At 73.7% G+C, this 23,044-nt stretch carries 24 protein-coding genes; 15 read left to right on the plus strand and 9 right to left on the minus strand.

Annotated elements, in window-relative coordinates:
• Positions 1-18: 18 nt before the first annotated feature.
• From ACFY23_RS18775 to ACFY23_RS18790, 4 genes are all read right to left on the minus strand, one after another.
• Entirely contained in the window at positions 19-630 is a 612-nt protein-coding gene (locus ACFY23_RS18775) for a PadR family transcriptional regulator (protein WP_350680271.1), read from the minus strand.
• Positions 627-1,457 (minus strand): DUF4097 family beta strand repeat-containing protein, encoded by an 831-nt coding sequence (locus ACFY23_RS18780; RefSeq protein ID WP_350680273.1) that lies wholly within the window; start codon positions 1,455-1,457, stop codon positions 627-629. Before ACFY23_RS18780 ends, ACFY23_RS18775 begins: the two co-directional genes overlap by 4 nt.
• 116 nt (positions 1,458-1,573) lie before the next feature.
• Positions 1,574-2,638, minus strand: a complete 1,065-nt coding sequence (locus tag ACFY23_RS18785) for a lysophospholipid acyltransferase family protein (RefSeq protein WP_350680275.1) — start codon at positions 2,636-2,638, stop codon at positions 1,574-1,576.
• A complete protein-coding gene (locus tag ACFY23_RS18790) occupies positions 2,635-3,408 on the minus strand; it encodes a GNAT family N-acyltransferase (protein ID WP_350680277.1) in 774 nt (257 codons plus the stop codon). The genes ACFY23_RS18785 and ACFY23_RS18790 overlap by 4 nt, the downstream gene beginning before the upstream one ends.
• 160 nt (positions 3,409-3,568) lie before the next feature.
• On the opposite strand from ACFY23_RS18790, the gene ACFY23_RS18795 reads away from it, so the two are divergent.
• The 7 genes from ACFY23_RS18795 to ACFY23_RS18825 all read left to right on the plus strand — a co-directional run bounded on the left by ACFY23_RS18795 (position 3,569) and on the right by ACFY23_RS18825 (position 13,788).
• Entirely contained in the window at positions 3,569-4,231 is a 663-nt protein-coding gene (locus tag ACFY23_RS18795) for a hypothetical protein (protein ID WP_350680279.1), read from the plus strand.
• A 131-nt stretch (positions 4,232-4,362) separates the two neighbouring features.
• On the plus strand, positions 4,363-5,298 hold the full coding sequence (locus ACFY23_RS18800) for an ABC transporter ATP-binding protein (protein WP_350680281.1): 936 nt from the start codon (positions 4,363-4,365) through the stop codon (positions 5,296-5,298).
• Positions 5,295-6,107 (plus strand): ABC transporter permease, encoded by an 813-nt coding sequence (locus tag ACFY23_RS18805; RefSeq protein WP_350680283.1) that lies wholly within the window; start codon positions 5,295-5,297, stop codon positions 6,105-6,107. Before ACFY23_RS18800 ends, ACFY23_RS18805 begins: the two co-directional genes overlap by 4 nt.
• Positions 6,108-6,386: 279 nt before the next feature.
• On the plus strand, positions 6,387-10,124 hold the full coding sequence (locus ACFY23_RS18810) for a multifunctional oxoglutarate decarboxylase/oxoglutarate dehydrogenase thiamine pyrophosphate-binding subunit/dihydrolipoyllysine-residue succinyltransferase subunit (RefSeq protein ID WP_350819008.1): 3,738 nt from the start codon (positions 6,387-6,389) through the stop codon (positions 10,122-10,124).
• A 154-nt stretch (positions 10,125-10,278) separates the two neighbouring features.
• Positions 10,279-10,458 (plus strand): DUF6104 family protein, encoded by a 180-nt coding sequence (locus tag ACFY23_RS18815; RefSeq protein WP_350680287.1) that lies wholly within the window; start codon positions 10,279-10,281, stop codon positions 10,456-10,458.
• A 139-nt stretch (positions 10,459-10,597) separates the two neighbouring features.
• On the plus strand, positions 10,598-12,673 hold the full coding sequence (gene pta, locus ACFY23_RS18820; RefSeq protein WP_350680289.1) for a phosphate acetyltransferase: 2,076 nt from the start codon (positions 10,598-10,600) through the stop codon (positions 12,671-12,673).
• A complete protein-coding gene (locus ACFY23_RS18825; protein WP_350680291.1) occupies positions 12,670-13,788 on the plus strand; it encodes an acetate kinase in 1,119 nt (372 codons plus the stop codon). Before pta ends, ACFY23_RS18825 begins: the two co-directional genes overlap by 4 nt.
• Before the next feature lie 14 nt (positions 13,789-13,802).
• Here the strand turns inward: ACFY23_RS18825 and ACFY23_RS18830 are convergent, their stop codons facing one another.
• Entirely contained in the window at positions 13,803-13,973 is a 171-nt protein-coding gene (locus tag ACFY23_RS18830) for a hypothetical protein (RefSeq protein WP_350680293.1), read from the minus strand.
• A 158-nt stretch (positions 13,974-14,131) separates the two neighbouring features.
• On the opposite strand from ACFY23_RS18830, the gene ACFY23_RS18835 reads away from it, so the two are divergent.
• The 3 genes from ACFY23_RS18835 to ACFY23_RS18845 are packed head-to-tail and all read left to right on the plus strand — an operon-like array spanning position 14,132 to position 16,604.
• On the plus strand, positions 14,132-15,022 hold the full coding sequence (locus ACFY23_RS18835) for an alpha/beta hydrolase (protein WP_350680295.1): 891 nt from the start codon (positions 14,132-14,134) through the stop codon (positions 15,020-15,022).
• Positions 15,023-15,063: 41 nt separating this feature from the next.
• On the plus strand, positions 15,064-15,597 hold the full coding sequence (locus ACFY23_RS18840) for a nucleotidyltransferase domain-containing protein (protein ID WP_350680297.1): 534 nt from the start codon (positions 15,064-15,066) through the stop codon (positions 15,595-15,597).
• 38 nt (positions 15,598-15,635) lie between these two features.
• Entirely contained in the window at positions 15,636-16,604 is a 969-nt protein-coding gene (locus tag ACFY23_RS18845) for a chlorophyllase (protein WP_350819007.1), read from the plus strand.
• A 48-nt stretch (positions 16,605-16,652) separates the two neighbouring features.
• Here ACFY23_RS18845 and ACFY23_RS18850 read toward each other — a convergent pair whose 3' ends face one another.
• The 3 genes from ACFY23_RS18850 to ACFY23_RS18860 form a co-directional block, all read right to left on the minus strand.
• Positions 16,653-17,615, minus strand: a complete 963-nt coding sequence (locus tag ACFY23_RS18850) for a zinc-binding dehydrogenase (protein ID WP_350685544.1) — start codon at positions 17,613-17,615, stop codon at positions 16,653-16,655.
• A 105-nt stretch (positions 17,616-17,720) separates the two neighbouring features.
• On the minus strand, positions 17,721-18,896 hold the full coding sequence (locus ACFY23_RS18855) for an NADP-dependent malic enzyme (protein ID WP_350685545.1): 1,176 nt from the start codon (positions 18,894-18,896) through the stop codon (positions 17,721-17,723).
• A gap of 139 nt (positions 18,897-19,035) precedes the next feature.
• Positions 19,036-19,386 carry a S24 family peptidase gene (locus ACFY23_RS18860; RefSeq protein WP_350685547.1) on the minus strand — a complete coding sequence of 117 codons (351 nt, stop codon included), beginning with the start codon at positions 19,384-19,386 and terminating at the stop codon, positions 19,036-19,038.
• A gap of 84 nt (positions 19,387-19,470) precedes the next feature.
• Between ACFY23_RS18860 and sodN the strand changes: the two genes are divergently transcribed.
• Genes sodN through ACFY23_RS18875 form a run of 3 tightly spaced genes read left to right on the plus strand, consistent with a single transcriptional unit; the run spans position 19,471 to position 20,888 of the window.
• Complete coding sequence (gene sodN / locus ACFY23_RS18865; protein ID WP_350685548.1) at positions 19,471-19,875, plus strand: superoxide dismutase, Ni; 405 nt, start codon at positions 19,471-19,473, stop codon at positions 19,873-19,875.
• Positions 19,872-20,456: a GNAT family N-acetyltransferase gene (locus tag ACFY23_RS18870; protein ID WP_387036393.1), complete on the plus strand. Its 585-nt coding sequence runs from the start codon at positions 19,872-19,874 to the stop codon at positions 20,454-20,456. Before sodN ends, ACFY23_RS18870 begins: the two co-directional genes overlap by 4 nt.
• A gap of 24 nt (positions 20,457-20,480) precedes the next feature.
• Complete coding sequence (locus tag ACFY23_RS18875) at positions 20,481-20,888, plus strand: ATP-binding protein (protein WP_350685550.1); 408 nt, start codon at positions 20,481-20,483, stop codon at positions 20,886-20,888.
• A gap of 35 nt (positions 20,889-20,923) precedes the next feature.
• On the opposite strand, the gene ACFY23_RS18880 is transcribed toward ACFY23_RS18875, so the two are convergent.
• A complete protein-coding gene (locus ACFY23_RS18880) occupies positions 20,924-21,313 on the minus strand; it encodes a hypothetical protein (RefSeq protein ID WP_350685551.1) in 390 nt (129 codons plus the stop codon).
• A 43-nt stretch (positions 21,314-21,356) separates the two neighbouring features.
• On the opposite strand from ACFY23_RS18880, the gene ACFY23_RS18885 reads away from it, so the two are divergent.
• Both ACFY23_RS18885 and ACFY23_RS18890 read left to right on the plus strand, forming a co-directional pair.
• Positions 21,357-22,307, plus strand: a complete 951-nt coding sequence (locus ACFY23_RS18885; protein WP_350685553.1) for a diacylglycerol kinase family protein — start codon at positions 21,357-21,359, stop codon at positions 22,305-22,307.
• A gap of 448 nt (positions 22,308-22,755) precedes the next feature.
• Positions 22,756-23,013 carry a WhiB family transcriptional regulator gene (locus tag ACFY23_RS18890; protein ID WP_007072794.1) on the plus strand — a complete coding sequence of 86 codons (258 nt, stop codon included), beginning with the start codon at positions 22,756-22,758 and terminating at the stop codon, positions 23,011-23,013.
• Positions 23,014-23,044: the final 31 nt, after the last annotated feature.

Consider the following 23,044-nt stretch of genomic DNA (forward strand, 5'->3'; position numbering starts at 1 on the left):
GTGAGCGGGCTGCCGGGGTCAGCGCAGGAGCCGCCGCAGCCCGTCCAACGCGCCGTCGAGCAGCCGGATCGCCGTACGCAGCTGCGAGTCGGTGAGCCTGCGGGCCCGCACCAGGGCGCCCACCTCGACGGCGAAGGCCGCCAGCCGCTGGTCGAACTCGGCGAGCGGCGTCGTGTCCGGCCCCGCCGAGGGGGCGGGCGCCGGGCCGGGTGCCGGGGGCGCCCAACGGGCCCGTCGAGTCTGCCGCGCCGCCTCGCGCAGTTCCCGTTTGAGGTCGCGGACCGAGCCGCGTACCTCGTCGCGGATCTCCCCCGCCAGCGCGGACAGGTCCTCGACCGAGGCCGCGATGTCCGACTCCAGGGCGGTCAGCTCGCCGGCCCGCTGGCGCAGCTCGGCCCGGCCGGCTTCGGTGATCTCGTAGACCTTGCGGCCGCCGACGGCGGTGTGGGTGACCAGCCCGTCGGCCTCCATCCGTTGCAGCCGGGGGTAGATGGTGCCGGCGCTCGGCGCGTAGTGGCCGAGGAACCGCTCCTCCAGCAGGCGGATCAGCTCGTAGCCGTGCTTCGGCCCGTCGTCGAGGAGCTTGAGCAGGTAGAGCCGGAGCCGCCCGTGACTGAACACGGCGGTCACGGCAGCTCCTCTTCCTCGTCGTCGACCGGGCGGGCGAGCAGCGCGATGCTGCCCGAGGTGGCGGACGCCCAGAGCTTACCCTCGCCCGCGCCGAGCACCCCCTCGCTGTCGACCACCGCCCCGGGCGCGGCGCTGCCCCGCACCTGGGCGAAGCCGCTGGTGATCCGGCCAGACGTGGTGTGCAGGCGCACGGCGAGGTCGCTGTCCTCGCGGACCCGGACGGTGATGCCGCCGGAGATCGTGCTGAGCCGGATGTCGCTGCGCCGGGGGTTGTCCAGGTCGCAGGTGATGGCGCCGGAGACGGTCCGGGCGCGCACCTGCCCGGCCGCGCCGTCGGCGAGGGTCACCTCGCCCGAGACCGTCTCCATGTCGAGGTCGCCGGACACGCCCAGCGCCTCGACCGGGCCCGACGTGGTCTTCGCCGACGTCGGGCCGCGCAGCCCCATCAGCGTGATCCGCCCCGCCGTCACCTCCGCCCGGGTCCGGCCGCGCAGGCCCGACGCGACCAGCGAGCCCTCGACCAGTTCCAGGTCGGCCAGCACGTCGGCGGGGACCGCGACGGAGACGTCGACGCGGGGCAGCCGGGACAGCGGCCCCACCCACCAGACGAACTCCGACCACCGCCGGCGCCGCTGCTGGCGTACGACGAGCCGACCGTCGCGGTGCTCGACCAGGACCGGCCGCCGACCGACCCGGGTGACCTCGATCCGGGCCGGGCCGTCGGTGGCCACCACGTTGAGGCGGCCACTGAGCAGGTGGACGTCCAGCCGGGTGACCGACCCGTCCAGAGTGAGCCGCTGCGGGGCGTCCACGGTCCAACGGGTCATCGGTCCTCCCTCCGGTGACGCGCCGCCCGGCGCGTACCACGGCAGGACAGTAACGCGATACATCGCGATATGGCAAGCGGCGCGGGAGGCCGGCGGACCGTCCGTCGCCGTCCGGGTCAGGCGGCCAGGTCGAGATTCCGCTCCGGTCCGGCCGGCACGGCGGGCGGCCCCGGCTCCGCCGGCACGGCGACCGCGGAAGGCGCCGGCACGGCAATCGGCGCAGCCGGCGCCGGCACGGCGACGGGCCGGGACGGGGCCGGCACGGCGACCGCCGCGGACGGCGCCGGCACGGCGACCGGCGTAGACGGCGCCCGCACGGGGACGGGCCGGACCGGGGCCGCCGCGCCGGTCGACGGCGGCATGAGGTGCACGGCCGACTCGGCCGTCCGGGCCAGCAGTCGGCGGTCGGCGTCCCGCGCGGGGTGCAGCGCGGCGGAGACGGTAACCCGGACCTCCAGGTCCCGGGCGGCCAGCACCCGACCCAACGAGCGGAACAGGGTGTCGTCGCCGACGAAGGCGGCGGCCGTGGTCGGCGCCCCGGTCCCGGCGCACACGTAGCCGATCCGCAGCGGCACCACCGGCGCCCCGACGTCGATCGCCGCCTGGAACAGGGCCGGGCGGAACCCCCGGCCCGGCCGGCAACCGCCGGCGTCGGTGGCCCCGCACCACGTCGTACCCTCCGGGAAGACCGCCACCGGGCGACCGGCGCGCAGCGCGGCGGCGACCCGGGCCACCGTCGCCGGCAGGTCGCGCGGGCGGGCCCGGTCGACCAGGACGGTGCCGGCCGCGGTCGCGAGCAGCCCGACCAGCGGCCAGGACCGCACCTCCCGCTTGGCCACCATCCGGGCCGGCGCGACGGCCAGCAGCGCCAGCACGTCCAGCCAGGAGACGTGGTTGGCCACCAGCAACGCCGGTCGCCGCGGCGCCCGGCCGCGCACCACCAGGCGCACGCCGAGGGCGCGCAGCGTCCCCCGGGCCCAGCCGCGCACGGCCGCCGCCCGCTCCCCAGGCGGCAGCACCGGCAGCAGCGCGGCCAGCACCGTGCCCGCCAGCAGCATCCCGAGCACGGCCAGCAGCCGGCCCGCCCGCCGGGCCGCCGGTACGGCCCGCGCCTCGCCGTCGGTCGGGAGGCAGGCCGGCCCGCAGCCCGAGGCGGGCAGCCAGAGCGGTGTGGCACTCACCGCTCGTCCCCACCCAGGAAGTGCCGCAGGTAGCGGGGGTTCATCCGGTCCAGGGAGAAGAGCACGTAGAAGTCGGCCACCCCGAAGTCCGGGTCGTACGTGGGCTCCCCGCAGACCCAGGCGCCGAGGCGCAGGTAGCCGCGCAGCAGCGGCGGCAGCGCGGCCCGCCCGGCCGGTCCGTCGGCCGGCCCGGTCGTCGCGCCCGGCTCGGCGAACCAGGGTCGGCGCGGACGCAACCGCAGCGGCGGCGGGGCCAGGTGCCGGGCCCGGACCTCGTCCCACACCGCGGTGACGGTCCCGCCCCCGTCGGCCACCGGCACCGACGCGCAGCCGCCGAGCCAGCGCGACCCGCGCAGGTGCAGGTAGCGGGTGATGCCGGCCCACATCAGGTTGATCACCGCGCCGGAGCGGTGGTCGGGGTGCACGCAGGACCGGCCGGCCTCGACCAGCTGCTCCCGGAGCGGGTCGAGCGGTGCGAGGTCGAACTCGTCCTCGGCGTACCGGCGGTCGGTGCGGCCCGGCGGGAGGAGCCGGTACGTGCCGACGACCTCCCCGGTGCTCTCCTGCCGGACGATCAGGTGGTCGCAGTACGGGTCGAAGTCGTCGACGTCGAGCCCGGCGACGCCGGGGCGGAGGGTGGCGCCCAACTCGGTGGCGAACACCTCGTGACGGAGGCGTTGCGCGGCCGCGACCTCGCTCGGGTCGTCGGCGATCAGCAGGGTGTATCCGCTGGTCGTCAGGGGTGCGCCAGCGGCGTGCAGAACGGCCATGGCACCTGTGTAGGCGGCCCGGGTTGCCGGGCGTTGGGGTGAGGAGTGTCGATGAGGTGAACGGCGGTCGGCGACCCGTGGCGGTGCCGGCCGGCGGGCGTGCGAGGCTGCCGGGGGCGTACCGGCGACGGGGCCGGACGCCGCGCTGCGGGAGGTTCTAATGATCATCGAGTCGCGCCACAACGGGCCGCCCGGCTCGGGCAACGGCGGCTGGAGCGCCGGGGTCTTCGCCGCCGCGTCCGGCGCCCCGGGGCCGGTCGAGGTGACGCTGCGCCGCCCGCCCCCGCTGGAGATCCCGCTCACTCTCGTCGAGGGGGAGGTCCGCGACCCGGAGGGCCTGGTCGTGGCCCAGGTCCGCCCTACGGAGGACCCCCGCGCGGTCGTGCCGCCGGTGGACCTGCCGGCCGCTCGGGCCGCGTCGGCGGCGTACCCCGGACTGGTCGACCACCCCTTTCCGGGCTGCTACGTCTGCGGCCCGGACCGCCCCGACGGACTGCGGATCTTCCCCGGCCGGCTGCCGGACGGCCGGACCGCCGCGCCGTTCCGCGTCCCCGCCACGGTCGCTCCCGCCACGGTCTGGGCGGCACTGGACTGCCCCGGGGGCTGGGCGGTCATCGCCCCCGGCCGGCCGTACGTCCTCGGCCGGATCGCGGCGGTGGTCGCGGCGCTGCCCGAGCCGGGCGACGAGTGCGTGGTGACCGGCGCGATGGTCGGCGGCGAGGGCCGCAAGGCGCTCGTGCACACCAGCCTGTACGCCCCCGACGGCACCCTCCTGGCCTGGGCCCGCGCGACCTGGATCGCCGTGGCGGCGACCGGCGCGTAGTCGTCCCTGGGGAGGAGGGCCTCCTGCCTGAGGCGGAGGTGGATCTACGGAGCGCGCCTGATTGACCTCGTTGCGCCCGCCCGCCACGCTGTGTCACGGCGTACCCCGAAGCCCCCGCACGAAGGAGAGCAATGACTGACGGGCAGCGAAGCCCCACCGGCGACGGTCAGATCGTGGTGTCCGGCCTGACGAAGCAGTACAAGAACGTCCGGGCCGTGAACAATCTGTCCTTCACGGTCGAGCCGGGGCGGGTGACCGGGTTCCTCGGCCCCAACGGTGCCGGCAAGACCACCACCCTGCGCATGCTGCTGAACCTGGTCACCCCGACCGGCGGAGAGGCGACCATCAGCGGCCGCCGGTACGCCGACCTGGCCGACCCGCTGCGGCACGTCGGCGCGGTGCTGGAGGCGTCCAGCGCGCACAAGGGCCGCACCGGGATCAACCACCTGCGGGTGCTCTGCGCGGCGGCGGGGCTGCCGAAGCGGCGGGCCGACGAGGCGCTGGCGCTGGTCGGGCTCACGCCGGCGGCGAATCGCAAGTTCAAGGGCTACTCGCTCGGCATGAAGCAGCGGCTCGGCATCGCCGCCGCGATGCTCGGCGACCCCCAGGTGCTGATCCTCGACGAGCCGGCCAACGGCCTGGACCCGGAGGGCATCCGGTGGATGCGCGGGTTCCTCAAGAACCTCGCGCACGAGGGCCGCACCGTGCTGGTCTCCAGCCACCTGCTGTCGGAGATGCAGCTGCTCGCCGACGACGTGGTGATCATCGCCGCCGGCCAGCTCGTCCGGCAGGGCACGGTCGAGCACGTGATCGGGTCGATGTCGCAGGGCGTCCGGGTCCGCGTGCGCACCCCGCAGGCCGACGCGCTGACCGTCGCGCTGAAGGACGGGCCGGCCACCGTCGACGTCGACGAGCACGGCGTCCTGCTGGTGGGCGGGGTGGACGCCCCGACCGTGGGCCGGGTCGCCCTCGCCGCCGGCGTCGAACTGCACGAACTGACCACGGAACGGCCCGACCTGGAACGGGTCTTCCTGGAGCTGACGGCCGGAAAGGCGGGCATCCGATGAACCTCGTCCGAGCCGAACTGCTCAAGATCCGCACCACCAGCACCTGGTGGTGGCTGGCCATCGGCGCGTTCCTGTCGATCGCGCTGGCGTTCTCGTTCAACGCCTGGGTCGCCAACGAGACGTTGAGCGGCAAGGGCGAGAGCCTGGGTATGACCGGCGACCTGGCGACCGAGGCGTCGCAGGCCGCCAACCTCTACACCTCCGGGCAGTACCTGGGCCTGATGTTCGTGATGCTGATCGGCATCCTGATGGTCACCAACGAGTTCTTCCACCAGACGGCCACCACGACGTTCCTGTCGACGCCGCGGCGCACCTCGGTGATCATCAGCAAGCTCGTCGCGGCGAGCGTGCTGGGCTTCGGTTTCTGGCTGGTGACCACGCTGATCGACCTGGCCGCCGGGGCGGTCTTCCTGTCGATCAACGACTACGGCACCCTGCTCGACGAGTGGGCCGTGCAGCGGGCGCTGCTGCTCAACCTGCTGGCGTACGCGATCTGGACGGTCCTCGGCGTGGGCATCGGCACGCTGATCACCAACCAGCTCGGCGCGGTGATCACCGCCGCGGTGCTGTACCTGGTCGGCACGCAGGTGGTGGGGCTGCTGTTCATGCTGCTGGCGAACGTGCTGGACAACATGGCCGTGGCCAAGTGGCAGGTGCTCTGGCCGGCCGTCGCCTCGACGGTCATGGTCAGCGAGGGCCAGACGGAGTTCACCCCCGAGTGGTGGGTCGGCGCGCTCGTGCTGATCGGCTACGCGGTGGTCAGCGGCGTGGTCGGCATCATGATCACCCGCCGGCGCGACATCTCCTGACGCCTCGGACGGCGGGGGCGGGGGTGGTGCCGGGCACCACCCCCGCCCCCGTCGAACCGGGCGCCGGCGACACATCGGGCCTTAGCAGCAGTCGGCGGAACACGCAGCGTTTGGCGAACTTCTGGCATCTTCTGTGAAACGGACCACGCAGCGGAGGCGGAAATGCCTGCGGCATCCGCACGGCGTAGCCTGGGAGCCGTCTCGTGCGCGCCCGCAGGCAGGGCCGCACGGCGACGTCGCGTGACACACAAACCCGCGTGAAAGAGGCGATTACCGGCCGTGTCGACCCAGCAGACTTCGCAGGAGAACCCACTGGCGGGTTTCGGCCCGAATGAGTGGATCGTCGAGGAGATGTACCAGCGCTACCTCGCCGACCCCACCAGCGTCGATTCGGCCTGGCACGACTTCTTCGCGGACTACCGTCCGGCGCCCGGCGCCGGGACGCCCCGCGCGGAACAGCAGGCCCCGAAGCCGGCCGCCCGGCCGGAGCCCGCCGGGCAGCAGGAGGCGGCCACCTCGGTCGCGCAGCCGGCCGCCGCCAAGCCGGCGGAGCCGAAGCCGGAGGCCAAGCCGGAGAAGCCGGCCGCCAAGGCCGCCCCGGCCAAGCCTGCGCCCGCCAAGGCCGCCCCGGCCAAGCCCGCGCCGACCAAGCCGACCGCCGCCGGCCCGCAGACCACCCCGCTGCGCGGCGTGGCGGCGAAGATCGTCCAAAACATGGACGCCTCGCTGGCCGTGCCGACCGCCACCAGCGTGCGCGCCGTCCCGGCCAAGCTGCTGGTCGACAACCGCATCGTGATCAACGACCACCTCACCCGTGGGCGCGGTGGCAAGGTCAGCTTCACCCACCTCGTCGGGTACGCGATGGTCCGGGCGCTGGTCGCCCACCCGGAGATGAACAACTCCTACGCCGAGGTCGACGGCAAGCCGGTCATGGTCCGGCCCGAGCACGTCAACCTGGGCATCGCGATCGACCTGGTCAAGCCGGACGGCAGCCGCAACCTGGTGGTCCCGTCCATCAAGGCCTGCGAGCAGATGGACTTCCGGCAGTTCTGGCAGGCGTACGAGGACGTGGTCCGGCGCGCCCGCCGCAACGAGCTGACCATGGAGGACTACTCCGGCACCACGATCTCGCTGACCAACCCCGGCGGCATCGGCACCGTGCACTCGATGCCGCGCCTCATGCAGGGGCAGAGCGCGATCATCGGCGTCGGCGCGATGGAGTACCCGGCCCCCTACCAGGGCATGTCCGAGGCCACCCTCGCCGAGCTCGCGGTCAGCAAGGTCATCACCCTGACCAGCACGTACGACCACCGGATCATCCAGGGCGCGCAGTCCGGCGAGTTCCTCAAGGTCATGCACGAGCTGCTGCTGGGCGAGCACGGCTTCTACGACCAGATCTTCACCTCGCTGCGCATCCCGTACGAGCCGGTGCGCTGGATGCGCGACGTCGCGGTCAACAGCGAGGGCCAGATCAACAAGACCGCCCGGGTGCACGAGCTGATCCACGCCTACCGGGTGCGCGGGCACCTGATGGCCGACACCGACCCGCTCGAGTTCAAGATCCGCAAGCACCCGGACCTGGACGTCCTCCAGCACGGGCTGACCCTGTGGGACCTGGACCGCGAGTTCCCGGTCAACGGCTTCGCCGGCAAGCAGCGGATGAAGCTGCGCGACATCCTCGGCGTGCTGCGCGACTCGTACTGCCGCCGGGTCGGCATCGAGTACATGCACATCCAGGACCCGGAGGAGCGGCGCTGGATCCAGGAGCGGATCGAGCGCAAGTACGAGAAGCCGTCGGCCGACGAGCAGAAGCACGTGCTGAACCGGCTCAACGCCGCCGAGGCGTTCGAGACCTTCCTGCAGACCAAGTACGTCGGGCAGAAGCGCTTCTCGCTGGAGGGCGGCGAGTCGCTGATCCCGCTGCTCGGCGAGGTGCTGGAGGCCTCCGCAGAGGACGGGCTGGACGAGGTCGTCATCGGCATGGCCCACCGCGGCCGGCTCAATGTGCTGGCGAACATCGTCGGCAAGCCGTACGAGAAGATCTTCTCGGAGTTCGAGGGGCACCTGGACCCGCGCTCCACGCAGGGCTCGGGCGACGTGAAGTACCACCTGGGCCAGAACGGCAAGTTCACCACGCCGGACGGCGACCACGCGGTCAAGGTCTCGGTGGTGGCGAACCCGTCGCACCTGGAGGCCGTCGACCCGGTGCTGGAGGGCATCGTCCGGGCCAAGCAGGACCGGATAGACCTCAAGCTGGAGGGCTACACCGTGCTGCCGCTCGCGGTGCACGGCGACGCCGCCTTCGCCGGTCAGGGCGTGGTGGCCGAGACCCTCAACCTCTCCCAGCTGCGCGGCTACCGCACCGGCGGCACCGTGCACGTGGTGGTCAACAACCAGGTCGGCTTCACCACCGCCCCGGAGTACAGCCGCTCCAGCCTCTACAGCACCGACGTCGCCCGGATGATCCAGGCACCGATCTTCCACGTCAACGGCGACGACCCCGAGGCCGTGGTCCGGGTCGCCCGGCTGGCCTTCGAGTACCGGCAGGCGTTCAACAAGGACGTCGTCATCGACATGGTCTGCTACCGCCGGCGCGGGCACAACGAGGGCGACGACCCGTCGATGTCCAACCCGCAGATGTACAAGATCATCGACTCGAAGCGGTCCGTCCGGAAGCTCTACACCGAGGAGCTGATCGGGCGCGGCGACATCACCGTGGAGGACGCGGAGGAGCTGCTGCGCGACTACCAGGCGCAGCTGGAGCGGGTCTTCAAGGCCACCCGCGACGCGGCCACCACGCCACGGCAGCTCAGCCGCCCCAAGCGGGAGGACGAGCCGGAGCCGCAGGTGGAGACCGCCACCGACGCCGCCGTCGTCAAGGCCGTCGGCCAGGCGCACGTCAACCTGCCGGAGGGCTTCACCCCGCACAAGCGGATCCAGCAGTTGCTCGACCGGCGGGCCAAGATGTCCGTCGAGGGCAACATCGACTGGGGCTTCGGCGAGATCATCGCGTTCGGTTCGCTGCTGCACGACGGGGTCACCGTCCGGCTCGCCGGTCAGGACTCCCGCCGGGGCACCTTCGTGCAGCGGCACGCCGCCGTGGTCGACGCCGAGACCGGCCAGGACTACCTGCCCCTGCAGTCGCTGACCGGCGACGGCGAGCGGTCCCGGTTCTTCGTGCACGACTCCCTGCTCAGCGAGTACGCGGCGATGGGCTTCGAGTACGGCTACTCGGTGGAGAACATCAACGCGCTGGTCTGCTGGGAGGCGCAGTTCGGCGACTTCGTCAACGGCGCCCAGTCGGTGATCGACGAGTTCATCTCCTCGGGCGAGGTGAAGTGGGGCCAGCGCTCCGCCGTCACCCTGCTGCTGCCGCACGGCCACGAGGGCCAGGGCCCGGACCACACCTCCGGCCGCCCGGAGCGGTTCCTGCAGATGTGCGCCGAGGACAACATGCGGGTGGCCATCCCGACCACCCCGGCGAACTACTTCCACCTGCTGCGGCGCCAGGCGCTCTCGCCGAAGCGCAAGCCGCTGGTGGTGTTCACGCCGAAGTCGCTGCTGCGGCACAAGCTCTGCGTCTCCTCCGTCGAGGAGTTCACCACCGGCAGCTTCCAGCCGGTGCTGCGCGACCCGGGCGCCCCGGCGCCGGAGTCGGTGAAGCGGGTGCTGCTCTGCTCGGGCAAGGTCTACTACGACCTGTTCCAGGCCCGGCAGGAGCGCGGCATCACCGACACCGCGATCATCCGGCTGGAGCAGCTCTACCCGATGCCGGTGGAGGAGATCCGGGCCGCGCTGGCGGCGTACCCGAACGCCGAGGACTACGCCTGGGTGCAGGAGGAGCCGGCCAACCAGGGCGCCTGGTCGTTCGTCGCGCTCAACCTGCTGGAGCACCTGGCCGACGTCCGGCTGCGCCGCATCTCCCGCCCGGCCGCGGCCGCCCCGGCCGTCGGCTCGGCGAAGATGCACGACGTGGAGCAGACCGCGCTGATCGAGGCGGCCCTCCCCCGCCCGTGACCTGAGCAGCGCACCGACAACCGGGGCAGAGACCGTCGCGCCGACGGTCTCTGCCCCGTCGGCGTCCCGGCCCGTCCGGGGCGGTCCCGGCCGGCGTCCGCCCGGACGGTCGGACGCCCACCCACAGCAGACAGACGAGCGAGGAACGGACAGCATGTACTTCACGGACCGTGGGATCGAGGAACTGGTGCAGCGGCGGGGCGAGGAGTCCGTCAGCGTCGAGTGGCTCGGCGAGCGGCTGCGCGACTTCGTCGACCTCAACCCGGAGTTCGAGACCCCGATCGAGCGCTTCGCCACCTGGCTCGCGCGCCTCGACGACGAGGACGACGAGTGATCCGACCCGCCCAGGGTGCGTTGATCATGGCGTTGTCCCACGCGGCGAGGCGGGCGGCGGCAACTTCATGATCAATGGCCCGGGTGGGTGGGGGCTAAGGTCCCGGGCGGGCGGCAACCCGATCTTCTAGGGTGGGTGCGTGGCCCGGAGTGTGTACCTGACCAGCGTGGGATCCGGCGGGGGCAAGTCGACCGTCGCGCTCGGCCTGGCGGAGCTGTTGTCCCGGCAGGTCGAGCGGATCGGGGTGTTCCGGCCGCTGGTGGGCGGGCACGGCCCCGACCCGATCCTCGCCCTGCTCAGCGACCGGTACCGGGTCGAGCTGCCGCTGGCCGACCTGAGCGGCACCACCTACGCCGAGGCGACCGCGCTGGTCGCCGACGGGCGGCGGGAGGAACTCGTCACCGGCATCGTCGAGCGCTACCGGGCGGTCGAGCGACGCTGCCCGGCGGTGGTCGTGGTGGGCAGCGACTTCGCCGACGGCGGCGACGGCGCCGGCCCCCGCGAGCTGGCCTTCAACGCCCGGCTGGCCACCGAGTTCGGCAGCGTCGTGGTGCCCGTGGTCGACGGCTTCGGGCAGGAGCCGGCGGCGATCGCGGCGGCGGCGCGCGGGGCGTACCACGATCTGGCGGACCTCGGGGCGACGGTGCTGGCGGTCGTCGCCAACCGGGTGCCCGGCCCGATGACCCTGCCCGAGCTGCCCGTCCCCGCGTACGCCATCCCGGAGGTGCCGACCGTGTCGGCGCCGACGGTGGCCGAGGTGGCGGCGGCGCTCGGCGCCACCCTGCTGGCCGGGGACGACGACTCGCTCGGCCGCGACGTGCTCGACTTCGTGGTCGGGGCGGCCCACGTGCCGACGCTGCTGGACCACCTGACCGAGGGCGCCCTGGTGATCATGCCGGGCGACCGGGACGACCTGCTGGTGGCCACCAGCGCCGCGCACGTGGCCGGCCGGGTCTCGGTCGCCGGGATGGTGCTCACCCTCGGCGAGCAGCCGGATCCGCGGGCGATGCGGCTGGTCGAGGCGCTGAAACCCGGCCTCGCGGTGCTCTCGGTGGCCAGCGACAGCTACGACACGGTGGCCGCGTCCAGCCGGATCGAGGGTCGGCCCAGCGCCGACAACCCGCGCAAGGTGGAGGCCGCGCTCGGCGCGTTCGAGCGCTGCGTGGACACCGACGACCTGGCCCGCCGGCTGCGGGTCAGCCGCTCCGAGCGGGTCACCCCGCTGATGTTCGAGTACGACCTGATCGACCGGGCCCGGGCACAGCGCCGGCACCTCGTGCTGCCCGAGGGGGCGGAGGAACGGATCCTGCGGGCGACGGAGATCCTGCTGCGCCGGGGCGTCGCCGACATCACCCTCCTCGGGCGCCCCGACGACGTCGCGCGGCGGACCCGCGAGCTGGGCATCGACATCGGCGGCGCGCGGGTGGTCGACCCGGTCACCAGCGAGTGGCGGGACCAGTTCGCCACCGAGTACGCGAAGCTGCGCGCCCACCGGGGGGTCACCGCCGAGCTGGCGCACGACATCGTCGCCCAGCCGAACTACTTCGGCACCCTGATGGTGCAGACCGGGCACGCCGACGGGATGGTCTCCGGCGCGACCCACACCACCGCCGCCACGATCCGGCCGGCCTTCGAGATCATCCGTACGGTGCCGGGCGTTTCGGTCGCCTCCAGCGTCTTCTTCATGCTGCTCGCCGACCGGGTGCTGGTCTACGGCGACTGCGCGGTCAACCCCGACCCCGACGCCGCCCAGCTCGCCGACATCGCCATCTCCTCGGCGGACACCGCCGCCCGGTTCGGCATCCAGCCCCGGGTCGCCATGCTCTCCTACTCCACCGGCAGCTCCGGAGCGGGCGCCGACGTGGAGAAGGTCGCGGCGGCCACGAAGCTGGTCCGGGAGCGCCGCCCCGACCTGCTGGTCGAGGGGCCGATCCAGTACGACGCGGCGATCGACCCGGCGGTGGCGGCGACGAAGTTGCCCGGCAGCGAGGTCGCCGGCCGGGCGACGGTCTTCGTCTTCCCCGACCTGAACACGGGCAACAACACGTACAAGGCGGTGCAGCGCTCCGCCGGGGCGGTGGCCGTCGGGCCGGTGATGCAGGGCCTGCGCCGGCCGGTGAACGACCTGTCCCGGGGAGCCACCGTGCCGGACATCGTGAACACCGTGGCGATCACCGCCATCCAGGCGGCCGCCGCCGGAAGGAGTCGCCTGTGAGCCGGGTGCTCGTACTCAACTGCGGGTCGTCGTCGGTGAAGTACCGGCTCTTCGACGGGGACCGGGTGCTCGACAAGGGCACCGTGGAGCGGGTCGGCGAGCCGGGCGGCGGCCCGGCCGACCACGAGACCGCCGTCCGGGAGATCCTCGCCGGGCTCGACCTGGCCGGCCTGGCCGCCGTCGGGCACCGGGTGGTCCACGGCGGCAAGCGGTTCGGCGAGCCCGTCCTGGTCGACGACGCGGTGCTCGCCGCGATCCACGACCTGATCCCGCTCGCGCCGCTGCACAACCCCGCCAACCTGACCGGCATCGAGGTCGCCCTGGCCGCGCTGCCGGACGTGCCGCACGTCGCCGTCTTCGACACCGCGTTCCACACCACGCTGCCCGAGGCCGCCGCGACCTACGCGGTCGAGCGGGAGACCGCCGAGCGGTACGGCATCCGGCGGTACGGGTTCCACGGCACCTCGCACGCGTACGTGTCGCGGCGCACCGCCGAGCTGCTCGGCCGCCCGTACGCGGAGGTGAACACGATCACCCTGCACCTGGGCAACGGGGCCAGCGCCTGCGCGGTCGCCGGCGGCCGGAGCGTGGCCACCTCGATGGGCATGTCCCCGCTGGAGGGCCTGGTGATGGGCACCCGCAGCGGCGACCTCGACCCGACCGTCATCTTCCACCTGCGCCGGGAGGGCGGGCTCTCCGTCGACGAGATCGACGACCTGCTCAACCACCGCAGCGGCCTGCTCGGGCTGACCGGCGCCAACGACATGCGCGAGGTCCTCGCCCGCCGGGCGGACGGCGATCCGGCCGCGACGCTCGCCTTCGACGTCTACTGCCGGCGGATCACCGGCTACGTCGGGGCGTACTACGCGCTGCTCGGGCGGGTGGACGCGATCGCCTTCACCGCGGGCGTCGGCGAGCACGCCGCGCCGGTGCGCGCCGCCGCGCTGGCCGGCCTGGACCGGCTCGGCATCGCGGTGGACGCGGAACGCAACGCCGGCAGCGGCGACCGGATCATCTCACCGGAGGGCGCCGAGGTGACGGTCTGCGTCGTCGGCACCGACGAGGAGCGCGAGATCGCCCTCCAGACCCGCGCGGTGGTCGACGCCGCCGGCTGACCCGGGCCCGGGCGTCAGCCCAGCGTGAGCCAGGCGAGGAGGGCGACCAGCACGACCGCGACCGCCCCGGCGCCGACGAGCAGCGGCGTGCGGGACGCGCCGGCCGGCGCCTCGGGCTCGGCGGTGTTGGCGAAGGCGCGGAACGCCGCGGTGTTGCCGCTCGGGTCGGTGTGGTTCTCAGGCATGCCGGTGACCCTAGCCAAGCCGTTACCGCCCGGCCGTCCCTCACGCGCCGCCCGGCCCCAGGTCCGGCCGGCCGGTGGACCGGGTCCGGCCGGGTGGCGGGGATGTCCGGGCCGGACGGCGGGGACGATCCGGGCAGTCGGGCACCTACCGTGGAACGGTGGGGGTGAAGCGGCTGGTCGCCGTGCTGATGACGGCGCTGCTGGCGGGCTGCGCGCCGGCCACCGCCGCGCCCGGAACCAGCGCACCGCCGGCCCGCCCGGCCCCCGAGACGACGTACGCCGTCGGGGTGCGGACGTTCACCCTCGACCCGGCCTCGGCCCGGCCGCTGCCGGTGACGCTCTGGTACCCGGCGGACGGGGACGCGGTGGCGGCCGGACGCTTCCCGGTGGTGGTCTACAGCCACGGGCTGCACAGCCTGCCCGAGCTGCACGCCGGGCTGACCGCGCGCTGGGCCGCCGCCGGGTTCGTGGTGGCCGCCCCGGCCTACCCGCACACCCGGCGCGGGACGCCCCGGTTCAGCCGTGCCGACGTGCGCCACCAGCCGGCCGACGGCTGGCGGGTGATCCGGCACCTGGTGCGGCTCGACGCCCGACGCGGTGATCCGCTCGCCGGGCACCTCGACGTCACCCGGTTCGCCGCCGCCGGCCACTCGGCGGGCGGCTTCACCACGGCCGGCATGTTCACCTCCGGCCGGTCGGGCCGGCTGCGGTCCGGCATCGTGATCGCCGGCGGCGGGATGGCCGGCGGCTTCGCCGCACCGGCGGCCCCGCTGCTGTTCGTGCACGGCACGGCCGACCCGGTCGTGCCGGCGTCGGTCGGTCGGGCCGCGTACCACCGCACGACCGGCCCGGCCGCCTTCCTGAGCCTGCTCGGTCAGGGCCACGGCGAGTACCTGGCCCCGGGGCGGCCCGGCTTCGACCAGGTCCTCGCCACCACCACGGACTTCCTCCGCTGGACCCTCTACGGCGACCCGGACGCCGGCCGGCGCCTGCCCGGCGGCGCCCGCTTCCCGGGCGTCACGGCGTACGAGACCCGCCCCGCCCGCTGACGGGGTCGCGGCGGTGCGGGGCGTCGGGCTACGGTCCGGCGATGGACGGTCTCGCGGGACGACAGCTCGACGGCATCGCCGAGCTGGCCGGGCTGGCGTCGGCGGCCGGCATCGAGGTGTGGCTGCGAGGCGGCTGGGCGATGGACTTCCACCTCGGCGAGGTGACCCGGCCGCACGTCGACGTCGACTGGTACTGCTGGCGGGCCGACGCCGAGCGGCTGGCCGGCCTGCTGCGGGCGCACGGCTGGCGGCCCGACCCGAGGATGCCCGTCGACCTGCAGCTCGACCTGGTCCGCGACGACGTCGAGGCGAGCGTCGCGTACCTGGCGCGGGACGCGGCCGGGCGGGTGGTGGTGGGCGCCGGCCCGTGGGCGGGCACCCCGCTGCCCGACGGCATGCTGACCGGCCCGCCCGGCCGGATCGGCCCGCTGACCGTCCCGGTGATCTCGGTGGCCGCCCAGATCGAGTTCAAGGAGATGTTCCCCGTCTGGATGCCGGAGCGCCCCCGCCGCCCCAAGGACGCCGCCGACCTGGCCCGCCTCCACGCCGCCCCCGGGATGCCTGCGATCGGTTGACGGCGGGGCGGGTGGCGCGGCGAGGCACAATCGGAGCCATGTCGCGTCGCGCCACCCCAGCCCTGCTCGCCACGGCCCTGCTCACCGCCGGTCTGGTCGGCTGCTCCGCCGACGCCGCGCCGGTCGCCCGCCCGGCCGCTCCCGTCGAACCGCCGAAGGCGAGCACCCCGGCGCCGCGCGTGCCCGCCGGCACCGCCCCCGACAAGGCTTTCGCCGTCGGCGTACGCACCCTCAAGCTGAACCGCGACGCGGACCGGCCGCTGCCGGTGACCGTCTGGTACCCGGCGACCGGCAGGGCCGGTGGGCAGCCCGGACGGTCGGCGACGGCCGCCACGGGGAAGTTTCCCGTCGTCATGTTCAGCCACGGCCTGAACGGGCGGCCCGCCGACTACGAGACGCTGCTGACCCGCTGGGCGGCGGCCGGGTTCGTGGTGGCCGCCCCGACCTTCCCGCACACCGCCCGGGGCGGCGACGGCAACGTGCTCGACGTGCTCAACCAGCCCGCCGACGTGTCGTACGCGCTGACCCAGGTGCTCGCCCTCGACGCGAAGTCGGGCGACCCGCTGCGTGGCCGGCTGGCCACGCAGCGGGTGGCGGCAGCCGGGCACTCGGCCGGCGGGGTGACCACCATCGGCCTCTTCACCGCCGGCCGGGACGAACGGCTGGACGCCGGCGTGGTCTTCGCCGGCACCGCGCTCGGCGTCGGCACCGCCTTCGCGGGCGCCGCAGCCCCGCAGCTCTTCGTGCACGGCGAGGCCGACGAGGTGGTCGGGTACGCCGCCGGCAAGGCCGCCTACGACAAGGTGCCCTGGCCGAAGGCGATGCTGAGCCTGCCGAAGGGCGACCACGGCCGGGCGCTGCTCAGCGACGGCGCCGCGCTGCGGGTGGTCTCGGACACCACGGTCGAGTTCCTGCGCTGGTCCCTCTACGGCGACGAGGCCGCCAAGCGCCGCATCCCCACCGACGCCGCCCGCAGCGACATCGCCACCCTCGACAACCGCCTCTGAACGGCCGCGCCCGCCGCAGGGGCGAACGGGCGCGGCCGCCGGGGAACGTCAGGCGGTGTGGTCGACGACGACCTTGCCGAAGACGTCGCCGGAGTGCAGGCGGGCGAAGGCGTCGGCGACCCGGCTGAACGGGACGACCGAGTCCACCACCGGGCGCACGCCCCGCTCGGCGCAGAACGCGAGCAGGGCGGTCAGCTCCTCGGGCGTACCCATCGAGGTGCCCAGGATCTCCAACTGCATGGCGAAGACCCGGCGCAGGTTGACCTTCGGCTCGTGCCCGGCGGTCGCGCCGGAGACGACGATCCGGGCCATCGGCGCGGCGGACTTCAGCGAGTGGTCGAAGGTGGCCGCCCCCACCGTCTCGATCACCACGCCGACCCGCTCGGGCAGCCGCGCCCCGGGCTCGACGGCGGTGGCGCCCAGCTCGGCGATCCGCTCCCGCTTGGCGGCGTCGCGGCTGGTCGCGTACACCCGCTTGCCCATCGCGGCGGCGAGCGCGACGGCCGCGGTCGCCACGCCGCCCCCGGCGCCCTGGACCAGCACGGCGTCGGCCTCGTCGATCCGGCCCCGGGTGGTCAACATCCGCCACGCGGTCAGCCAGGCGGTCGGCAGGCAGGCCGCGTCCGTCACGGTCAGGCCCGCCGGCAGCGGCACCAGGTTCGACCGGGGTACGGCGACCCGCTCGGCCAGCGTGCCGGGAAGGTGCTCGGAGAGGATGGAGACGCCGCGCGGGTCGCCCGGGGTGGCGACCACCGGGTAGACGACGACCTCGTTGCCGTCCGGGTCCACCCCGACGGCGTCGCAGCCGAGGATCATCGGCAGCTGCTCCGCGCGCAGCCCCACGCCGCGCAGCGACCAGAGGTCGTGGTGGTTGAGGGAGCTGGCCCGCACCTGCACGGTCACCCAGTCGTCGGCCGGGTGGGTGGGCTCGGGCTGCTCGCCGACGGTGAGCGCGGCGAGCGGGTCGGCGTCGTCGAAGCGGGAGGCGAAGGCGGCACGCATGATCGGCACGGTAACAAGCCGAGCGGCCGACAAGAAGGCCTGCTCGCTGTGCGACAGGTGATAGGAAGGGCCCTTCCTATCGCTATGCGACAGGAAGGGGCCCTTCCTTACACCTCAGCGGGTGACGCCGTCGCGGCGGGCGGCCTCGGCGACCGCCTCGGCCACCGCGGGGGCGACCCGGGGGTCGAGCGGGGACGGGACGATCGCCTCGGCGGTGAGCGACTCGGCCACGACACCGGCGATGGCGTCGGCGGCGGCCACCTTCATCCCGTCGGTGATCCGGGTCGCCCGGGCGTCCAGCGCGCCCCGGAACACGCCCGGGAACGCCAGCACGTTGTTGATCTGGTTGGGGTAGTCGCTGCGGCCGGTGGCGACGACCGCCACGTGCCGGGCGGCCACCTCGGGGTGCACCTCGGGTGTCGGGTTGGCCAGCGCGAAGACGATGCCGCCGGACGTCATGCCGGCCACCGCCTGCTCCGGGATCTGCCCGCCGGAGACGCCGATCAGCACGTCCGCGCCGCGCAGCGCCTCGGCGATGTCGCCCTCGCGGCCCTCGGCGTTCGTCATCGCGGCCAGCTCGGCCTTGGTGCCGGTCAGCCCGGCCCGGTGCCGGCCGATGATGCCCTTGGAGTCGCAGACCACCACCCGGTCCGGGTCCACGCCGCCGGCGACCAGCATCTTCGTCACCGCCACCCCGGCCGCGCCGGCGCCGCTGACCGCCACCCGCAGGTCGCCGAGCTTGCGATTGAGCAGCGTGGCGGCGTTGCGCAGCGCGGCGAGCACGACGATCGCGGTGCCGTGCTGGTCGTCGTGGAAGACCGGGATGTCCAGGGCCTCGTCGAGCCGGCGCTCCACCTCGAAGCAGCGCGGGGCGCTGATGTCCTCCAGGTTGATCCCGCCGAACGACGGCGCCAGCGCCCGTACCACCGCGACGATCTCGTCCACGTCCTGCGTGTCCAGGCAGACCGGCACGGCGTCGACGTCGGCGAACTGCTTGAACAGCACCGCCTTGCCCTCCATCACCGGCAGCGCCGCGCGCGGGCCGATGTTGCCCAGCCCGAGTACGGCCGAGCCGTCGGTGACCACGGCCACGGTGTGCGCGGCCCAGGTGTAGTCGTCGGCGAGGCCCGGGTCGGCGGCGATCGCCTCGCAGACCCGGGCCACACCCGGGGTGTACGCGAGGGAGAGGTCCTCCCGGCTCGTCAGCGGGACGGTCGAGGCGACGGCCATCTTGCCGCCCCGGTGCAGCCGGAAGACGGGATCAGCGGGGTCCACGGTGGACAGCGACATGGTGACTCCAGGATCTGTCGAGCAGACGGGGCGGCGGCGCGGACGCGAGGTGAGGCGCCGAGCGGCGACACGCGGTGCGGGGGTCACCCGGGCACGCCCCGAGCATAATGTTGCCACCGTCACACCGATGTGAGCGGGGTCATAACCGACGCGGGCGCACCCGCCCCGGCCGGGGCCAGTAGCGCGCGACCACCCGGCCCCGCACGTCGGCCACCCCGTACGCCCGGGAGTCGTCGGTGACCAGGTCGTTGTCCCCGACCAGCCACCAGCCGCCGTCCTGGGCGCGGACCGCCCGCTTGACCACGAGCAGCTCGGGGCGGCTGCGGAACACCGCGACCACGACGTCGCCGGGGCGGACGGCCCGCCCGCCGGGGCGGACCAGCACCGCGTCGCCGTGCCGCAGCGTGGGGGACATGGACGGACCGGTCACCAGCACGGCGGTCAGCGGCCACCGCAGCCGGGGTGCCCCTGCCGGGTGAGCGGCCCCCATCGGTTCACCTCCACCCGGCCTCTCGGCACGCGTCCAGGAGTAATGTCGTGTTGGATCATCGCAAACTTCCCATGGAGGATCCTGATGCGACTTCCACGCATCCTTACGCCCCGCGTGACCGCCAGCGCCCACTGCGACCTGCCCTGCGGCGTCTACGACCCGGCGCAGGCCCGGATCGAGGCCGAGTCGGTGAAGGCGATCTGCGAGAAGTACCAGGCCAACACCGACCCGGAGTTCCGCACCCGCGCCATCCTGATCAAGGAGCAGCGCGCCGACCTGGTGAAGCACCACCTGTGGGTGCTCTGGACCGACTACTTCAAGCCGGCCCACTTCGAGAAGTACCCGCACCTGCACCAGCTCTTCAACGAGGCCACCAAGCTGGCCGGCGCCGCCGGCGCCAAGGGCGGCACCGACCCGACCAAGGCCGACGAGCTGCTGCAGAAGATCGACGAGATCTCCAAGATCTTCTGGGAGACCAAGAAGGCGTGACCCTCGCCGGTCCGCCGACGATCCGGCCGGCACGTCCCGGGGACGTGCCGGCCGTCGTCGCCATGGTGCACGAGCTGGCGGCGTACGAACGCGCCTCCGACGAGTGCCACCTCACGGAGGAACAGCTGACCGCCGCCCTGTTCGCGACTGCTCCGGGTCGCGGCGCGGCGTCAGACGCGCCGAGCTGGAGCAGTCGTAGCCCGGCCCCGGCGCTCTACGGGCACGTGGCCGTCGACGCCGACGACGAGCCGGTGGGCTTCGCGCTGTGGTTCCTCAACTTCTCCACCTGGGCCGGGGTGCACGGTATCTACCTGGAGGACCTCTACGTCCGCCCGGCCGCCCGGGGCACCGGCGCGGGCCGGCTGCTGTTGGCGACCCTCGCCGCGATCTGCGTCGAGCGGGGCTACCGGCGGCTGGAATGGTGGATGATCGACTGGAACCCGGCCGCCGGCTTCTACGCCTCGATCGGGGCGCGGCAGATGTCCGAGTGGGTCCCCTACCGGCTCGACGGGGACGCCCTGGCCGGCCTGGCCGCGCAGGCACGTGGCGGCCCCCACACGTCCGGGCGACCGAGCGGGTAGAGTCCCCGACCGGGGGGATGAGTGGTGACTCAACTGACCGGGCAGCCGACGAGCGAGGACGACGTCGTGCACCTCACCGTGCCCGCGGACGGGGGCTACCTCGGGGTGCTGCGGACGGCCACCGCCGGGCTCGCGGCGCGGCTCCAGTTCGCCCTCGACGAGATCGAGGACCTGCGCATCGCCGTGGACGAGGCGTGCGCCATGCTGCTCGCCATCGCCACCCGCGACGCCGAACTCGACTGCCGGTTCGCGGTCACCGACGACGCGCTCACGGTCGAGGTCACGGTGCCGACCGTCCGGGGCGCCACGCTGCCGGCGGAGTCGTCGTTCGCCTGGAAGGTGCTCACCGCGCTCACCACGTCGGCGTCCGCGAGCGCCGCCGACGGCCGGGCCACCATCTCGCTGCTCACCCGGCGCGCCTCCGGGTACTGAGCCGCCGGTCGCCCCGGCACGCCGGCGGCGGGGCGTCACTCGAAGCCGAGGGCCCGCGTGGTCGGGGTGCTCACCAGCAACGCGGTGACGCCGAGACCGAGCGCCATCAGCGGTACGCCGAGCCACGCCACCCCGCCCTGAAGCATGAACCACCCGACCGGCAGCAGCATGAGCTGAAGCACTATCGCCGGGGCGCGGGCACCCGCCCGGCGTCGGGCCAGCGCGCCGCCGAGCGCCCAGAGCGCCGCCGCCGCACCCACCGCGAACGCGGTCACCAGCAACGCCGAGGTGAGGTCGGTGGTGGCGGCGGTGAGATCGGCCCAGACCAGCCACGCGGCGACCAGCCCCACGGCGACCGCCTCGCCCCATAGCAGCCGGACCGCCCAGCGGAGGGTGACGGGAATCGGGTCCGAGTCGATGGTCACGCGCGCCACGATACCCGGGCTACCGCGGGGTACAGTGCCGCCCATGCGGGCCGTCCTGGTGGTCAATCCGAAGGCCACCACCACCAGCGAGCGCAGCCGGGACGTGCTGGTCCGGGCGCTGCGCAGCGAAGTCGACCTCTCCGTGCGCTACACCCGGCGGCGCGGGCACGCGACCGACCTCGCCCGCGAGGCGGCCGAGGAGGGCGTGGACGTCGTCGTCACGCTCGGTGGCGACGGCACGGTCAACGAGGTGGTCAACGGCCTGATGACGGCCGAGCCGCCGACCGTGCCGGGCGCCGCCACGCCGGCCGAGCGGCTGCCTGCCCTGGCGACCGTGCCCGGGGGCTCGACCAACGTCTTCGCCCGGGCGCTCGGCCTGCCCCGGGACTGGCCGGACGGCACCAGCATGATCCTGGAGGGCCTGCGGCTGGGCCGGTACCGGACCATCGGGCTCGGCCGCGCGGACGACCGCTACTTCACCTTCTGCGCGGGCTTCGGCATCGACGCGGCGGTCATCCACCGGGTGGAGCAGTCCCGCCGGCGGGGCCGGGTCTCCACCCCCGCGCTCTACTTCCGCTCCACGGTCGCCCAGTACTTCCTCAACTCGGACCGACGGCATCCGGCGATCAGCCTGGAGCAGCCGGGCGAGCCGGCGGAGGGCGAGCTGGCCACGGTCATCATCCAGAACACCGCGCCGTGGACGTACCTGGGCGACCGGGAGGTCAACCCGAACCCGGAGGCGTCGTTCGACCTGGGCCTCGACGTGTTGGCACTGCGGCAGCTCCGGGTCGCGAGCACGACACGCACCGTGACGCAGTTCTTCGCCCGGACGCCCGACCCGCACGGCCGTCAGGTGCTGCGGCTGCACGATGTTGCCGAGTTCACCCTGCTCTCAGCCCGTCCGCAGGCGTTCCAGCTCGACGGGGACTATCTCGGCGAGCGGGAGAAAGTTAGATTCACATCCGTTCCCGCCGCACTGAGAGTAATCTGCTAGGTCTCGGGTACTGCCCTAGGTCGACGCGGCGACGACCGCACGGACGAGGCGGCCGCCACACCGAGAGGCAGGTGTCGGAAATGTCAGCAATGTCACGCGGACTGTACTATATTGATCCTCGACTGTGGTACGCCGGGTAACCAGGAAGGCACTGGAATCCGGACAAATGGGTTGTGGGCTTGCTCACCGCCCGGAGTTTTTCCGAGCGCCACCCTTGACATTCAGAGCGTTCGTGAAAGTATTCACAAGCGAACTTGAGTTACCGGGACATTGCCTGGATATGCTCGGCAGGTTGAGCTGTTCCAGCAGGTCCGCGGGGCCAACGACAGCCTGCTCACGCACTGCCGAATAAGCGGACGCGAACCGTCACCGTCGGCGCTGCGGATGCATATAGGAAAAGCACCAAAGCAATATCTGCCACCCACCCAGAATGAGGAGTGTTGCCGCCATGGACTGGCGTCACCATGCTGTCTGCCGCGACGAGGACCCGGAGCTGTTCTTCCCGATCGGGACGTCCGGACCGGCTCTCCTGCAGGTCGAGCAGGCCAAGGCCGTCTGCCGGCGCTGCTCCGTGACCGACCAGTGCCTGCAGTGGGCGCTGGAGTCCGGTCAGGACGCTGGCGTCTGGGGCGGGATGAGCGAGGAGGAGCGGCGCGCCGTGAAGCGTCGCGGTGGCCTCCGGGTGCTGCGCGCTCACTCCGCCTGATCCCACGCACCACAGCTGCACGCCCCGGCCG

The organism is Micromonospora sp. NPDC000121, assembly GCF_042899165.1.
Taxonomy (GTDB): Bacteria; Actinomycetota; Actinomycetes; order Mycobacteriales; family Micromonosporaceae; genus Micromonospora.

Bases quoted from the DNA above. Each gene is read 5' to 3' on its own strand.
- ACFY23_RS18885 (WP_350685553.1), top strand. From the start codon at position 21,357: ATGCGGGCCGTCCTGGTGGTCAATCCGAAGGCCACCACCACCAGCGAG.
- ACFY23_RS18890 (WP_007072794.1), top strand. From the start codon at position 22,756: ATGGACTGGCGTCACCATGCTGTCTGCCGCGACGAGGACCCGGAGCTG.
- ACFY23_RS18830 (WP_350680293.1), bottom strand. From the start codon at position 13,973: ATGCCTGAGAACCACACCGACCCGAGCGGCAACACCGCGGCGTTCCGC.
- ACFY23_RS18815 (WP_350680287.1), top strand. From the start codon at position 10,279: ATGTACTTCACGGACCGTGGGATCGAGGAACTGGTGCAGCGGCGGGGC.
- sodN (WP_350685548.1), top strand. From the start codon at position 19,471: ATGCGACTTCCACGCATCCTTACGCCCCGCGTGACCGCCAGCGCCCAC.
- ACFY23_RS18795 (WP_350680279.1), top strand. From the start codon at position 3,569: ATGATCATCGAGTCGCGCCACAACGGGCCGCCCGGCTCGGGCAACGGC.
- ACFY23_RS18790 (WP_350680277.1), bottom strand. From the start codon at position 3,408: ATGGCCGTTCTGCACGCCGCTGGCGCACCCCTGACGACCAGCGGATAC.
- ACFY23_RS18840 (WP_350680297.1), top strand. From the start codon at position 15,064: ATGGACGGTCTCGCGGGACGACAGCTCGACGGCATCGCCGAGCTGGCC.
- ACFY23_RS18805 (WP_350680283.1), top strand. From the start codon at position 5,295: ATGAACCTCGTCCGAGCCGAACTGCTCAAGATCCGCACCACCAGCACC.
- ACFY23_RS18860 (WP_350685547.1), bottom strand. From the start codon at position 19,386: ATGGGGGCCGCTCACCCGGCAGGGGCACCCCGGCTGCGGTGGCCGCTG.
- ACFY23_RS18780 (WP_350680273.1), bottom strand. From the start codon at position 1,457: ATGACCCGTTGGACCGTGGACGCCCCGCAGCGGCTCACTCTGGACGGG.
- ACFY23_RS18800 (WP_350680281.1), top strand. From the start codon at position 4,363: ATGACTGACGGGCAGCGAAGCCCCACCGGCGACGGTCAGATCGTGGTG.
- ACFY23_RS18845 (WP_350819007.1), top strand. From the start codon at position 15,636: ATGTCGCGTCGCGCCACCCCAGCCCTGCTCGCCACGGCCCTGCTCACC.
- ACFY23_RS18855 (WP_350685545.1), bottom strand. From the start codon at position 18,896: ATGTCGCTGTCCACCGTGGACCCCGCTGATCCCGTCTTCCGGCTGCAC.